At 71.2% G+C, this 13,809-nt stretch carries 10 protein-coding genes and 1 pseudogene; 5 read left to right on the top strand and 6 right to left on the bottom strand.

Annotated elements, in window-relative coordinates:
- Window positions 1–46 precede the first annotated feature (46 nt).
- Together ACFYWI_RS15295 and ACFYWI_RS15290 are read left to right on the top strand one after the other, a co-directional pair.
- Window positions 47–4,618: a ricin-type beta-trefoil lectin domain protein gene (locus ACFYWI_RS15295; RefSeq protein ID WP_389231163.1), complete on the top strand. Its 4,572-nt coding sequence runs from the start codon at window positions 47–49 to the stop codon at window positions 4,616–4,618.
- A 119-nt stretch (window positions 4,619–4,737) separates the two neighbouring features.
- The gene (locus ACFYWI_RS15290; RefSeq protein WP_389231160.1) at window positions 4,738–5,001 is read left to right on the top strand and encodes a hypothetical protein; all 264 of its coding nucleotides are present in this window, start codon (window positions 4,738–4,740) and stop codon (window positions 4,999–5,001) included.
- 232 nt (window positions 5,002–5,233) lie between these two features.
- On the opposite strand, the gene ACFYWI_RS15285 is transcribed toward ACFYWI_RS15290, so the two are convergent.
- Complete coding sequence (locus tag ACFYWI_RS15285; protein WP_389231157.1) at window positions 5,234–5,566, bottom strand: MerR family transcriptional regulator; 333 nt, start codon at window positions 5,564–5,566, stop codon at window positions 5,234–5,236.
- Between the two features lie 99 nt (window positions 5,567–5,665).
- On the opposite strand from ACFYWI_RS15285, the pseudogene ACFYWI_RS15280 reads away from it, so the two are divergent.
- A pseudogene (locus tag ACFYWI_RS15280) lies at window positions 5,666–5,953 on the top strand (aldo/keto reductase); the annotation flags it as partial.
- A 10-nt stretch (window positions 5,954–5,963) separates the two neighbouring features.
- Here ACFYWI_RS15280 and ACFYWI_RS15275 read toward each other — a convergent pair.
- From ACFYWI_RS15275 to ACFYWI_RS15265, 3 genes are all read right to left on the bottom strand, one after another.
- Window positions 5,964–7,010 (bottom strand): zinc-dependent alcohol dehydrogenase family protein, encoded by a 1,047-nt coding sequence (locus ACFYWI_RS15275; RefSeq protein ID WP_389231154.1) that lies wholly within the window; start codon window positions 7,008–7,010, stop codon window positions 5,964–5,966.
- A 140-nt stretch (window positions 7,011–7,150) separates the two neighbouring features.
- On the bottom strand, window positions 7,151–9,280 hold the full coding sequence (locus ACFYWI_RS15270) for a phage holin family protein (protein WP_389231151.1): 2,130 nt from the start codon (window positions 9,278–9,280) through the stop codon (window positions 7,151–7,153).
- 144 nt (window positions 9,281–9,424) lie between these two features.
- On the bottom strand, window positions 9,425–9,829 hold the full coding sequence (locus ACFYWI_RS15265; RefSeq protein ID WP_389231148.1) for a hypothetical protein: 405 nt from the start codon (window positions 9,827–9,829) through the stop codon (window positions 9,425–9,427).
- 160 nt (window positions 9,830–9,989) lie between these two features.
- Between ACFYWI_RS15265 and ACFYWI_RS15260 the strand changes: the two genes are divergently transcribed.
- Together ACFYWI_RS15260 and ACFYWI_RS15255 are read left to right on the top strand one after the other, a co-directional pair.
- Window positions 9,990–10,772, top strand: a complete 783-nt coding sequence (locus tag ACFYWI_RS15260; RefSeq protein WP_389231145.1) for an MBL fold metallo-hydrolase — start codon at window positions 9,990–9,992, stop codon at window positions 10,770–10,772.
- Window positions 10,769–11,425 carry a DedA family protein gene (locus tag ACFYWI_RS15255; protein ID WP_389231142.1) on the top strand — a complete coding sequence of 219 codons (657 nt, stop codon included), beginning with the start codon at window positions 10,769–10,771 and terminating at the stop codon, window positions 11,423–11,425. Before ACFYWI_RS15260 ends, ACFYWI_RS15255 begins: the two co-directional genes overlap by 4 nt.
- A gap of 10 nt (window positions 11,426–11,435) precedes the next feature.
- Here ACFYWI_RS15255 and ACFYWI_RS15250 read toward each other — a convergent pair whose 3' ends face one another.
- Together ACFYWI_RS15250 and ACFYWI_RS15245 are read right to left on the bottom strand one after the other, a co-directional pair.
- Window positions 11,436–12,485 (bottom strand): MBL fold metallo-hydrolase, encoded by a 1,050-nt coding sequence (locus ACFYWI_RS15250; protein WP_389231139.1) that lies wholly within the window; start codon window positions 12,483–12,485, stop codon window positions 11,436–11,438.
- A 12-nt stretch (window positions 12,486–12,497) separates the two neighbouring features.
- A complete protein-coding gene (locus ACFYWI_RS15245; RefSeq protein ID WP_389231136.1) occupies window positions 12,498–13,715 on the bottom strand; it encodes an aminotransferase class I/II-fold pyridoxal phosphate-dependent enzyme in 1,218 nt (405 codons plus the stop codon).
- Between the last annotated feature and the right edge of the window lie 94 nt (window positions 13,716–13,809).

Below are 13,809 nucleotides of genomic sequence, written 5' to 3'. Positions count from 1 at the left end.
TGGCGGCCACCTCCACCTGCCCACGTTCGCTGTGAAGGATGCCCTTTTGCGATTCAGACCGGGGTTGTTCAACCCCAGATCACGATCATCCACCGCTCTCACCACCGCCATCACATCCGTCGCCGCCCTGGCCGTCCTCGGTGGCCTGGCTGTGCAGCCCGGCGCACTCGACCAGTTCGCCGGACAGCGCATGGCCCCGGTGGGGGACGACTACGACTGGTACACGGACACCGCTGCCGAGCAGTTGCGGCAGGACCAGTGCCTGATGGCCGATGTGCTGCGCCTGGGCGGGCCGTCCATGGCCACCACCGCACAGGACGGCCTCAACCAGCCGCAGGACAAGCTGCACGAGCTGGCCAACCGGCAGCACTGGCAGGACACCCCGCTCGCCCAGGCGTACAAGAAGGACCGGGACGCGGCGTCCAAGGAGCTGGACGCCCTCAATGCTGTGCGGGACACCTGGAAGAAACCGCTCGACGGTCTTGAGACTCCCGGTGGCTTCAGTGAGACCGGCTTCCACTGGCCACCGGGTACGACCGACGGCAAGGAGGACTTCTACAGTCAGACCGGTCTGACCAAGTGGGTCGCCGACCGGTTCTGGAAGAACGACAGCGACTTCTACGAGGACCCCACCCCCAAGGCGGACGCGGCGACGGCCAAGGCCGTCAAGGACGTCGGCGCACCGCTGTACGGCAAGGACCCCGATCCGCAGCTGCCCGAGTGGGAGCGTCAGCGCGCCGAACACGGCGCGTACGAGCACCTGTCCGACTGGTCCCTGGAGCCCATGGGCGCGGACAACGCCCGCCTCTTTCTCGCCTCCGGCGGCTTCCCCCGTACGGCGCCTCAGCCGGGTACGGCGGAGCACCGCATCGCGGTGGAGGACCTGAAGACCCGGTTCGCGTCGTGTGCGTGGCGTGATCCGATCGACCCGAACAAGGTCCGGGGCGACATCACCCCCACGGCCGCGCAGGAGTGGCAGCAGGAGGTCGCCTCCCAGGCGACCCAGCGCAACCAGATCCTGGCCGCGAACAAGAGCGCGACCACGTCCCTCGCCACCGGTGCGAAGGCGCTGGGTGACCTGCTGGGTCACTCGTGGGTGGCCGACCGCCTGGCGCGCTGGCAGGACTACTGGTCCGCGGGCGGGCTGGGCTGGATCGGCGACAGCCATGTGACCATCGAGGTGCCGGGCGCGAAGGGCAACTGCCTGGACGTCCAGGGCGGTGGCAAGACCAACGGCACGCCTGTCCAGATCTACACCTGCAACAACGGCGCGGCGCAGCTGTGGACGCTCGAAGGCGGCGAGGACGATCTCCACATCCGCAACGTCGGCTCGTTCAAGTGCCTGGACGTGGCCGGCAACAAGTCCGCGAACGGCACGAAGATCCAGATCACGGACTGCTACAGCACTCCCGGGCAGTCGTGGAAGGGCGACGTCCGAGCCACGTCGCCGCTGAAGAGCGTGTCCACGGGCAAGTGCCTGGACCTGAGCGCGTTCACCAAGAGCACGGACGCGCGGCTGTGGGACTGCAAGGACGCCAGTGCGCAGAAGTTCCTGATCAAGCCGACCGGTCACAAGGGCACGGACAGCCTGTCGTACCCGGACAAGGCGCAGTTCGACAAGGCGAAGAAGGGTGTCACCGACACCCAGGCCGCGGCGAAGAAGCAGCTGGCCGCGCTGAAGACGCAGCTGGAGAACGCCAAGAAGTCGGCCGCCACGTCCGATGCCGCTGAGCAGGCGGCGTACGGGATCGCGGACGCGGCCGGTGCGCCGCGTGGTCGTGGTCTGCTGGTGGGTCAGCAGAAGGCGCAGGTCACCAAGGGTGCTGTGGCGGCCCTGACGGCGATGGTGAAGGCCGCTGAAACCGCCGAGGCGGCTACCCGTGCCTCGGCGGGGGACAGTGACACCATCGCGCAGCGGGCGCTGGCGCAGGCGGCGCAGGTCAACGCGGAGTTCCGCAAGGAGGCCGCGCACATCGCCGAGTTGCAGGCGAAGGCGGCGGCGGACGCGGCCAAGCTGCACCGGGACAACGCGAAGAAGGACAAGGAGACGGCGGAGGCCAAGCTCGCCGTCGCGCTGAAGGCGGAGGCGGACGCGAAGGCGGCTGCCGCTGACGCGCACGCCAAGCGGCTGGCGGCCGAGGCCGAGGAGAAGACGGCCAAGGCGGAGAAGGAGACCGCCGCGGCCAAGCAGGCCGAAGCCAACCAGCACAAGAAGACCGCGCAGGCCGAGGCGGCGAACGCCCAGGACGCCAAGGGCAAGGCGGAAGCGGCTGAGGCGACCGCAGTCGCTCGGAAGAACGACGCGGTCAACGCCCGCGACAACGCCAAGGCCAAACGGGACGACGCCTGGGACGCCGAGCAGAAGGCCGACGTCGCCCGAGCCAAGGCCGACGCGAAGGGCGCCTACGCCGACTCCCTGGAGGCGGGCGACGCGGCAGACGCTGCGCGCGCCGCTGCCAAGGAAGCAGACAAGCATGCGGATGATGCCGAGGCGGCTGCGGGTAGGGCCCGTGCCGCGGCGGACGCGGCATCGCAGGCGGCGGCCGAGGCGGACGCCGCGGCCACCCGCGCCGAGGCAGCAGCCAAGCGGGCGCGCTCCAACGCGGACGCCGCCCAGGCCGCCAAGCTGAGGGCCGACGCCGCCGTCAAGACCGCGACCAGCGCCGTGGCCGACGCCATCAAGGCGTCCGAGCACGCCTTCGCCGAGGCCAAGACGGCCGTCGAGCTGGCGAACGAGGCGGAGAAGCTGGCCAAGACCGCCAAGTCCGAAGCTGATGCAGCGAGCAAGGAGGCAGCCAAGGCCCTGGCCGCTTCGGCGAAGGCCGCCGGCTTCGCCCATGTCACCGCGCAGGCCGCGGTCGACGCGGGCAACGCCGCCGCCCAGGTCGCCAAGCCGGCCAACGACGCGATCCAGCTCGGCTCCCCGTACGTCACCACCGACTCGGCCGCCGGCCTGGTCGTGCTGACCGGGCAGGCGTCGAAGTCGATCGCCGACCAGCAGAAGGCCGTCGCCGACGCCCACGCCAAGAACGCCCAGGCGGAGGCCGCCGCGGCCAAGAACCTCGCCGACCAGGCGACGGGTGACGCGAAGATCGCGTACCAGTACGCGGCCAACGCCGCCGGCCACGCCGCCAACGCCCGCACGTACTCCAAGGAGGCCCTGGGCTACGCGGCCGATGCCGCCAAGGCAGCGTCGGCAGCATCGGCATCACTGGCCCGCACCATCGAGTACGACCGCCAGGCAACCGAGGACGCCGCAGCCGCCGACCAGGCGGCCGGACGCGCCGAGGGCTACGCCAAGCAGGCCCGCAACTCCGCCGACCAGGCCGCGCTCGACGCCCAGGCCGCCCGCCAAGCCGCAGCCGCGGCCGAGCAGGCCGCCAAGGACGCCCGCGCAGCCGCCGACCGCGCCGACGCCGCCGCCACCGAAGCCGAACAGGCCGCCAAGGACGCCGAGAGGTACGCCAAGGAAGCCCAGGAAGCGGCCGACAGGGCCGAGAAGGCCGCGAACGCGAAGCAGATCGACGCCGGAACCGTCGTCGACGAGGCCGGTGGCTCCATCGGCAACATGTTCTATGTCATCGACCACATCGAGGAGGTCGGCGATCCCGAGACCGTAAAGAAGACGGCGGGCTGCGACGGCTGGATCGACAAGCTCTTCTACCGGGGCGACTGCACGATCACCGCAAAGATCCGGTACAGGGCGATTGTCGACCTGTACATGTGCAGCGCGCAGGATCTGAATCCGTCGAAGTACACCTGCCCCGCCAGCGCGACCGTGTACCTGGGTCAGCACACGACCAAGGAACTGTCCCAAGAGGTCACGCACACCATCACGATCGCCGAGTACCAGCAGGGCATCGACCCGATCGACATCCTCTTCGGCAGCTGGATCAAGTGCGCCCAAAAGCTCACCCCCGGCGGTGAAAACGGAAGCTGGGGCGGATGCGGCTGGGCAGCCGTGGATGTCGCGAGCCTGTTCGCAGGCAAGATCCTCAGGCCCATCGCCGACGCCGTCAGGGCAGTGGACGCCGCCGCGAAGACAGGCATCGGCTTCGCCGACGCCTACAAGGCCCTGCGTACCCTCGGTCTGTCCGAAGAGGTCATCGCCGGCATCAGCAAGACGCAGTTCCTGCGGCTGAGGGCAACCTGTCTGACGGCTCTGGCACCGTCCAAGTCGCGCGCGCTGCCGGCCGACGGCAGTGCGAAGCGGATCAGCGCGACCAGCAGCGCCAAATGCCCGGACTACGTTGAGGTGGCGCCAAGCGGATTTGGAATGGTTGCAGGCATCAACGACGCCGGCCTCGTCTCCATGGCCGTCAAGAAAGGTCCTGGTACGCGGAGTGGCGGCGAGATGTTCAACTCCGCCATTGCGCACTTCGGCGACAAGGTCAAGGGAGTAAAGGCGTACTGGCAGAACGGTGGAGATCTCAGCGACAACCTGAACGACTTCAACAAGGCCGTGCGAAGTGGCGAATACGCATCACTTGAGGAAGCCGCACTTCGGGGAACGTTCACGGGTCACATGTCTGCGAAGCACGGGTTCACGAAGGTAGAAATAATTGAACTTCGAGGAATGCCGGGCGAGTACACTGAGGTTGGTGTGATCTTCTCGTAGGCTATCGCCCGTGCGATTCGCGAGATGATGGACGTATGTGAGGACGGGTCTCACGCGAAGTGAGACCCGTCCTCACACCGCAGTTGGTGCGCAGGGCAGAGCGGAAAGTTGGGTGCGAGATGGGTGATCTGGAAAAAACAGCAGACGAACTGAGGGCGGCTCACGCGGAAGGCAAGGGTGCAGTGGAACTGGCCTTGCTTTCCAGGGACAAGTTGGGTTCGGCGTTCGGTGTCATCTCCTTCATTGCCGCATTCCGCATTGCGTTTGATGTTCCGCTGCCCGTTCTTCAGCGGGCGCAAGCGTGGGAGCGATTCGGCTGGGGAGGCGTCCAGATTTCTGACCAAGAGTTTTCCGCCCTCCTCTCGCCTTGGCTCACCGACTGACGAGCTCGTACATGATTGACGGTGCATGTTGAAAGCGTGATCGTTGATCATGGTCCGCGTGGTGAGAACCGGGCACGTGCAGCGATTGTCCGAAGTCAGCGGATCACGGGACTGTCGTCCGGCGTGGACTGGCCTGTTGGTTCGGTGTCGACAGTTCCACGATCACACGCACCATCGGCGAAGTGCGGGCCGCTGTGTGTACCGCGGCAGACACCAACGTCTCGCCGACTACTCACCGCGGGGGTTGCAGCCGTGGTCTCCGCACCAGGTCCTCGTCGACCGCCACCTTGTACCGGATCAGGTCCAGGCAGCGGGTGGGCTCGGCGATCTGGTCGCTCACCCGTGCCTCGTGCTCCCGCAGCAGGGCCAGGCGTTCGGGCTCGTTGCCCGCTCCCGCCCGCGCGAGCCCGGTGTAGCGGCGGATCTCCGGCAGCGGCATGCCGGAGGCACGCAGGATGACACAGAGGTTGAGCCGGGCCACGCCATCCTCGGTGTAGACGCGCCGTCCGCCGACTCGCCGGACGGACTCCGTCAGCGGGACCCCCTCGCGCTCGTAGAAACGCAACAGGTGGACACTCAGGCCCGTCCGTTCGGCCCCTGACCGATGCTCAGCTTGTGCTCGGTCACAGCGTTCCCCCGCCCTCTTCAGCAGTTGATCCAGAGCCGAGTCCAGGTGGGTGCGCTGACGTGGAGTCCGCTCGCCTCGGGCTTCGCCACCGGGCGCTACCGCAAGGGACGGCCGATCGACCTCGGCAGCGGACGCGCCGCGCTCACGCCCGCGCGTTTCGATCCCGCCCTGCCGGCAGCCACGGCCAAACTGCCGGCAGTCGAGGAGCTGGTGGGGGTCGCCGACGGGCTCAGCCGCACGCTGCCCGAACTGGCGCCGGCCTTTCCCCTGGCGCACCCGGCGGTGACCTCGGTGATCATCGGGCCGCGTACGCACCAGCAGTTGCGCGACACGCTCAATCACGTGCGTGCGGGGTGATCACGGTGACCCCCGTTCCCGATGCCGTGCCCAGCGCCATGAGGGCATCCGGTACGGCCTCCAGGCCGATACGCGTCGTCACCAGCAGTTCGGGGCGCAGTGCCCCGGAGGAGACCATCGCCATCATTTCCGGGTAGTCGTGCGCGGCCATGCCGTGGCTGCCGAGGATCTCCAGTTCCAGCGGGACGACCCGGTCCATCGGCAGATGCACCCCGGCCGGGAGCAGGCCCACCTGCACGTGCCGGCCCTGGCGGCGGAGGCTCTGTACGGAGTTGACGCAGGTCACCTGCGCGCCCAGGGTGTCGAGGGACAGCTGCGCGCCGCCGCCCGTGGCCTCGCGGACCGCGTCGGGGACCCCGCCCTCGGGGAGCCCCGAGGCGTCCAGACACACCGTCGCGCCGAACGTCTTCGCCAGGTCCAGCGCGGCGGGGGAGACATCGACGGCGACGACCCGGGCCCCGCAGGCGGCGGCGATCATCACCGCGGACAGGCCCACTCCGCCGCATCCGTGCACGGCGACCCACTCCCCCGGCCGCACCCTGCCCTGCCCGACCACGGCGCGGAAGGCGGTGGCGAACCGGCAGCCCAGACTTGCGGCCGTGGCGAACGACATCGTCTCGGGCAACGCCACCAGGTTGGTGTCGGCATGGCGCACGGGAACGTACTCGGCGAAGGAGCCCCAGTGGGTGAAGCCGGGCTGCTCCTGGCGTTCACACACCTGCTGGGCACCACGGGCGCAGGCGGCGCACCGGCCGCAGGCGCAGATGAACGGCACCGTGACCCGCTGGCCGGGGCGCCAGGCGGTGACGTCGACGCCCACCGACTCGATCACACCGGACAGTTCGTGCCCGGGGACGTGCGGCAGGGAGATGTCGGCGTCATGGCCCATCCAGCCGTGCCAATCACTGCGACACAGCCCGGTCGCCTCGACCCGTACAACGACCCCATCGCTCACCGCCACGGGGTCGGGGACCTCCCGTACCTCGGGCCGCTTGCCGAACTCCTCGAACACCACAGCGCGCACCTGCACACCCTCCCTGGTCGGGCCGCCCGGATCATGCGGGCGCGGTACCCCAGGCGTACACCAGCACCCCGGTGAAAGGAAGGGCATGCCCTGGGGGACGGTCCCCGGTGATGGAGAGCGGGCGGGAAGGGCTGTGCGCGTCACGCCTGTTTGCGCGGCAGTGGGTGTTCGGTCCCCGGAACGTCCCTCCGGCCGCCCGGCCGGGAGACCTCCCGCGGGCCGATCGGCACCTGCGGCCCCTGGCACTCGCGCAGCCAGCGCCGGAGCACCCGGTGCACCTGCTCGGCGCCGACCAGTTCCCCGCCGACCTCGACCGGCGGCGACATGTCGAACGGCGACAGCAGGAAGGGCTGGGACTGTTCGCCGCCGAGCCCGCCGTGCGAGCCGATCTGTTCCTCGAAGGCATGCACGGTACCGGTCTCGGGGTCGTGCATGGAGTTGACCATGATGTCGGCGACATGCGGAAAGGAGTCCGTACGGCGTACCGCGTCGGCGGCACCCGTGCCGAAGTCCGCCAGCGGGCCTCCGTCGCCGTCCTTCAGCCCCGCGACAGGCACCTCGACGCCGCCCTGTCCCAGGACCAGCGAGCCGTGCCGCTCGCTGTGCACCAGCAGGAATCCGATGCCGGGATGGTCGGCGAGGGTGCTCAGGAGTGCGGGATGGCGGCGGTCCATCTCCTCGCGGCTCATACGCCATGGAACATCGGGAAACGAGATCAGCGCGAGATTGCCGGACGCCAGCACGATGGGGTCGGAGCCCGGCACCGGACGCTCCTCGGCGCCCTCCTCGTCGAGGCGCACATGCAACGCGCTGCGCAGCGCGTCACGGGCCGCGTCGCGGGCCTCCGCGCCGCTTCTGGAACGCTCGGCGCGCCGGGAGACAGGCAGGCCGCACCCCGCGCGCACAAGATCCTTCAGCGTGAGGCCGTACGCTCCCCGGAACGTCTCGCCCGGGCTCTGGCCGTGGTCCGACAGCACCACGATCCGGTAGCTGCGCGGCGCGTGTTCGGCGACCTTGGCGATCAGCGCGAGCGACCGGTCCAGGCGCTTCAGCACCCGTTCCGCGTCCCGGCTGTGCGGTCCGGAGTGGTGCGCCACCTCGTCGTAGGCGACCAGGTCGGCGTAGACGGCGGTGCGCCCGGCGAGCATGTCCCCCATCACGGCGGCCACCACCACATCGCGCTCGACGACGGTCGCGAAGGCCCGGATGAACGGGTAGAGCCCGCCGCGCCCGACCCGAGGCCGGTCACCGCGCAGCCGCGCCCGGGTCGACTGGCCGATCTCGCGGCCCGCTTCGGCGACGAACGACAGCGCGGTACGGACCGCGTTGGCGGGGTCGGAGAAGTACGCGAAGTAGCCGGCCCTGGAGCGATTGGCCCGGCCGCGCCTGGCCGCCATGGACAGCACGAGAGCGAGCTGGTCCGCGCCGCCGCTGAAGAGATTGCCCCGGCTGGCGCCGTCCACGGTCAGCAGCCCGCCGTCGCCGGTCCGCTCGATGGCACGGCGCTGCAGCTCCACGGCGCCGGCCGGCCGGTTGCTGACGACGAAGCGGCCCCGCTCCTTCTCGTACCAGCGGAACGCCGGGACGTCGTGGTTGGAGCCGTGCAGGATGCCGAGCTGGCTCGCACCTGTCTGGCTCGACCAGTCGGTGCGCCAGGGGGTCAGCCGGTGCGTGGCGCCGATCCAGCCTGCGACGGTCGGCATCACCCCGCGGTCGGCGGCGCGGCGCAGCACCTCGTGGCCGACGCCGTCGAGCTGTACGAACACCGTGCCGGGCGGGCCTGACCCACCGCCGTCGTCACCGCGCCGCCGTCGGCGGCGGTGGGCGAGCCGGGAGAGTCTGCGCCGGTAGGCGTTGTCGTCGCGGACGGCGAGAGCGGTGGAGGTGGCGGAGGCGACCGCGGACATCACGGCGGCGACGACCACCGCGGTCTCCGGGTTGGCGGCGCCACGTCCGTCGGGGATCAGCCACAGGGCGATGAGCAGCAGCGAGCCGTTGAGGAAGAACACCAACAGCCCGAGCAGCAGGGCGGGCACGAGCAGCAGGGCGCGTACGACAACGGGCCAGACGAGCGCGGTCAGCAGACCGAACGCGCCCGCTCCCCATGCGGCGGTGAGCGCGGTTCTGGTGATGCTGTCCCCGTCGTCGGACTGCAGCTGGAACTCGGGCAGTAGCCCGGCGAGCGCGAGCATCGTCAGCGTGGACACGGCCCACACAACGATCACGCGGAGCAGGGCTCCCCCGGCCGTCCGCCACCGCCCTTCGCCCACGCCGTCCCACCTCCCCGTCGCCCCGTACCGGAACCCAGGCGGCACCGTCGGGACCCATCCCTCCAGCCTGGCACAACGTCCGGCGCGTGCGGTCGGGGCCGGGACCGGTCAGCAGTCGCCGTCGGCAGCCGTCCCGGCCCGCCGTCAGCAGCCGTTGTAGCCGGCCGTCGGCATCGACAGCCGGCGGTGCACATTCGCCTTCATCGCCGCGTCGTACACCGGCTCCTCCAGGCCCGCCGTCTCCAGCCGCACCCCGCGCCGTTCGCATTCGGCACGGAATCCCGCCACCGACGTCAACGCCCGTGAAAGCACCCGCTCGTTGGGCGCGACGAACAGGTCGACATGGCCCGCGCCCACATCGGACCACAGGCCGCAGTGGTCGGGCCGCACACCGTGGAACAGCAGCCGACGGGTGACGACACAGCCCTTGTCGGCCGCCCAGCGCAGGCACATCTCGTGCTGGCTGCGGGAGTCCACCAGGAAGGGGTCGCGGTCCAGCTCCTCGAGCGGGGTCAGGCCGGCGATCGCCGCCACCCGTACGCCGTCCATCGCCGCCCCCCGCCCCCGCGCCGGTCCTGCTCCGGCCGCGCGTCGGATGCGTGCGGACGGTTTTCGTCGCGGTCGACCTTACGGGACATCTAGTCTCGTAGAGGTACGAAGAGCAGGACCCATGGGGAGCGGAAACCGACGGGAACCGAGGAGGCGCCGCGTGCCGGTCGAGGTCACCTGGTGGGGGCATGCCACCTGCACGATCGAGGACTCCGGCGTCCGGGTGCTGACCGACCCGTTGTTCGTGCGGCGGCTCGCGCATCTGCGCAGACGGCGCGGGGATGTGCCGCCCGTCGAGGCCCGCGTCGCCGAGGCCGTCCTCGTCTCCCATCTGCACTCCGACCACCTCCATCTGGCATCGCTGGCCCGCCTCGCGCCCGGCACCCGGCTGATCGTGCCGCGCGGCGCCGCACGCTCGGTGCCGGGGCTGCGGAGGCTGGCCGCCGAGGCCGGGCTGCGGATCACCGAGGTCGCGCCCGGCGACGAGGTCCGCGTGGAGGGACTGCGGGTACGGGCCGTGCCCGCGGCGCACGACGGGCGGCGGCTGCCGCTGGGGCCGCACCGTTCGCCGGCGCTCGGCTATGTCGTCAGCGGCGAGGCGCACACCTACTTCGCCGGGGACACCGGGCTGTTCGACTCGATGGCCGACGAGGTCGGCCCGGTCGATGTGGCGCTGCTGCCGGTCGGCGGCTGGGGACCGTATCTGGGACACGGCCATCTGAACGCGGACCGGGCCGCTCAGGCGCTGGCCGCCCTCGCGCCGCGCGCGGCCGTCCCCGTGCACTACGGCACGTACTGGCCGATCGGGATGGACGGGATCCGTCCGCACGAGTTCTACGCCCCCGGTGACGAGTTCGTACGCAAGGCGGCGCGACTGGCCCCGAAGGTGACGGTGCACCGGCTCGGGCACGGCGAGCGCGTCAGGCCGGAGGCCAGGCCGTGACAGAACGGATCGCCGAGGCACTCGCGCAGCTGTCGGAGGTGGTGCGGCGGCTGCCGCCGGAGTCGACGCAGCAGGCCGTCGGCTATCCGTCGCTGTTCTTGCTGGTGTTCGTGGGCGCACTGGTACCGGTGGTGCCGACCGGCGCGGTGGTCAGCTCGGCGGCCGTCGTGGCCTTCCACCAGATGACCCCCGCGGCAATGTTGTTCGTGTTCCTGGTGGCATCGCTGGCCGCGTTCCTCGGTGATGTCTCGCTGTACTGGCTCGGCCGGCGCGGGACCCGGTCGAGGAACGGCTCGCGCTGGCTGGCCGCCCTGCGCGACCGGGCCACCCCCGACCGGCTCGAACAGGCGCGGCGCAAGCTGGACGAGCACGAAGTGACCGTGCTGGTGCTCTCGCGCCTGATACCGGCGGGGCGGATACCGGTGATGCTGGCCTGTCTGCTGGCGAAGATGCCGACGCGGCGCTTCGTCCGCGGTGACATCCCGGCCTGCCTGGCCTGGGCGGCGACGTATCAGCTCATCGGGATCGTGGGCGGCTCGCTCTTCGCGGAGCCGTGGCAGGGCGTGCTCGCGGCGGTGTCGCTGACATTGGTGATCAGCGCGGCGCCGACGCTGTGGCGCAGGGTGCGGCGCTCGGGCCGGGCTCCCGCGTGAGCGGCCGTGTTCAGCCTGGGGACAGCACGCGTGAAGCGCCGACCGGCAGGTCCCACAACTGCGCGCGCGGGCGACCGGTGTGCTCCCACGCAGCCCGCAACCGCACCAGCGGCTCCAGTACCGGCTCCGCGGAGAGCACGAACGTCGCCCAGTGCATCGGGGCCATGTTCAGGGCCCCGAGGTCCTCGAAAGCGCGAACGGCCTCCTCGGGGTCGGTGTGCACATCCCTGAGCCACCAGCGCGGGGCGTACGCGCCGATCGGCAGCAGCGCCAGATCGAGGTCGGGGTGGCGGCGGCCGATCTCCTTGAACCAGTGGCCGTACCCGGTGTCTCCGGCGAAGTACACCGACTGCCCGTGGCCGTCGCTGAGCACCCAGCCGCCCCACAACGAGCGGCACGTGTCGATGAGGGTCCGCTTGGACCAGTGATGGGCCGGTACGAAGTCGAACCGTACGCCGTCCAGCTCCGCGCCCTCCCACCAGTCGAGTTCGGTCACCCGCGGGAAGCGGCGGCGCCGGAACCAACGGCCCAGACCCGCGGGGACGAAGAACGGGGTGCGGCGCGGCAGCCGCTTCAGGGTGGGGGCATCCAGATGGTCGAAATGGTTGTGGCTGATGACGACCGCGTCGATCGGCGGCAGATCGGCCCAGCGCACGCCGACCGGAGTGATCCGGGCCGGCGTGCCGAGGATACGGCGCGACCAGACCGGGTCGGTCAGGACCGTGAGCCCGCCGATCTGCACCACCCAACTCGCGTGCCCGGCCCAGGTGACGGCGACGGTGGCGGCGTCCACGACGGGGAGCGGGCCGGGTTCGAACGGCAGCAGCGGAATGTCGTGCAGACCGTCGGGGCCGGGCCGTACCGCGCCCTCGCGGGCGAGCCGGGCCATGGCGCGTACACCAGGCAGCGGGGCTGTGAGCCGGTCGGCGAAGGACTTGGGCCAGGTGCGGCGCCCGCCGAGCGGGCGGGTGGTGCGAGGGTGGATGCGGGGCGCATCCGTGGACCCACGCTGGTGTGTCTGGTCCGTCTCCTGCCCCGCCGGCTCCGTCTTTTCCGTCATCCTGGTCTCCGATCAACGCAGTTCGTCGAAGGCCGATCCGAAGTTCCTCAACGCCTCGGCGACATGGGGCAATTCCAGAGGATCCGGCGCACCGAGCGATTCAAGGCGCTGCTCGGCGTTCGCGCCCAGCAGCGGCCCCGTGGACAACCGCACCCGCAGCGCGCCCAGTTCGTCACCGAAGCGGTGCCCGCCCGGCACGGGTGTTCCGAGCCGGGCGGTCAGATAGTCCTCGAGCTCCATGGAGTCGTTGACGCCTCGCTCGGCGAGGCGGGCCCGCAGCGGGCCGAGGTCGGCGTAGAAGTGGCAGCCGGCCTGCGGCGGCCTGGCGAGCGCGCCGGAGACGAGGACCGCCCGGTGCGCCGCGGCCGCCACGCGCGCATGCAGGGCGGCGGCCTGCTCCGTCCGGTCGGACACGACGGGGGGCTCGTCCAGGGCGTGGGAGGCGGCCGCGGCGACCGGCGCCGCCACCACCGCACCGAGGGCGGTCAGGATGTCGAGGGTCCTCGCGCGCCGGGCCGCTCCCTGCTCGGTGGTCGGGAAGCGGGCGACGGCGACGGGCCAGGCGGCGGGGACGAGGGCGCCCGCCAGGTCGCTGAGGACCGTGACGTCCTCGGGGCACATCTCGGCGGGGCTGAGCAGGACGGTGTCGTGCGGCCGGTGGAGTGTGTCGCGCCAGGTCTCGTCGCTGAAGATGTGCAGCCCCTCGGCGACCGCGGCCTCGCACGCCTCGCGCACGGTCTCGGGCGGGGCGACGGTGGCGGTCGGGTCGTCGGCCACGGAGAGCAGGAGGAGGCGGGGCCGGCCGCCCTCGGCGCGCACTCTGCGTACGGTCTCCAGCAGCGCGAACGGGTCCGGTACGCCTCCGCACTCCGCCGGGGTCGGCACATGGTAGGCCGGTCGGCCCAGCAGCCTGACCTGCGGAGTCCACCAGGCCGGACAGGGACGGGGCATCAGTACGTCGCCGCCGTACGCGCCGAGCAGCGCGAACAGGAGCGGCTGCGCACCGGATGCGGCGACGACGTCACCGGGCCGGCTGCGGAGCCCGCGCCGCCACCAGTAGCCGACGGCCGCCTCCCGCAGCTCGGGCCCGCCGCCGGGCGGCTCGGGCCCGACGAGTCCGGCGGCGGCCGAGAGCACGGCGCCCAGTTCGTCCGGCACGGGCAGGCCGGGTTCGGGAGCGTGCGGCCCGTAGCGGACGGGGCCGCGCCCCTCCGAATCCGTGCGCTCCATCCCACCACCTCCACCGCGCTCGCTCGTGGGCCGCGCCCGGCCCACGAGCCCTTTATACGAGCGTTTGCCCTGCCTCGCCCCGCGGGAATGCCCG

The organism is Streptomyces sp. NPDC002889 (assembly GCF_042888425.1).
GTDB lineage: Bacteria > Actinomycetota > Actinomycetes > Streptomycetales > Streptomycetaceae > Streptomyces.
Note: the sequence above shows the minus strand (reverse complement) of the source record. Positions and strands in the feature narration are given on the sequence as shown.

Excerpts from the sequence above, each read along its gene's own strand:
- ACFYWI_RS15250 (WP_389231139.1), bottom strand. The coding sequence starts at position 12,485 with ATGACGGAAAAGACGGAGCCGGCGGGGCAGGAGACGGACCAGACACAC.
- ACFYWI_RS15265 (WP_389231148.1), bottom strand. The coding sequence starts at position 9,829 with ATGGACGGCGTACGGGTGGCGGCGATCGCCGGCCTGACCCCGCTCGAG.
- ACFYWI_RS15245 (WP_389231136.1), bottom strand. The coding sequence starts at position 13,715 with ATGGAGCGCACGGATTCGGAGGGGCGCGGCCCCGTCCGCTACGGGCCG.
- ACFYWI_RS15290 (WP_389231160.1), top strand. The coding sequence starts at position 4,738 with ATGGGTGATCTGGAAAAAACAGCAGACGAACTGAGGGCGGCTCACGCG.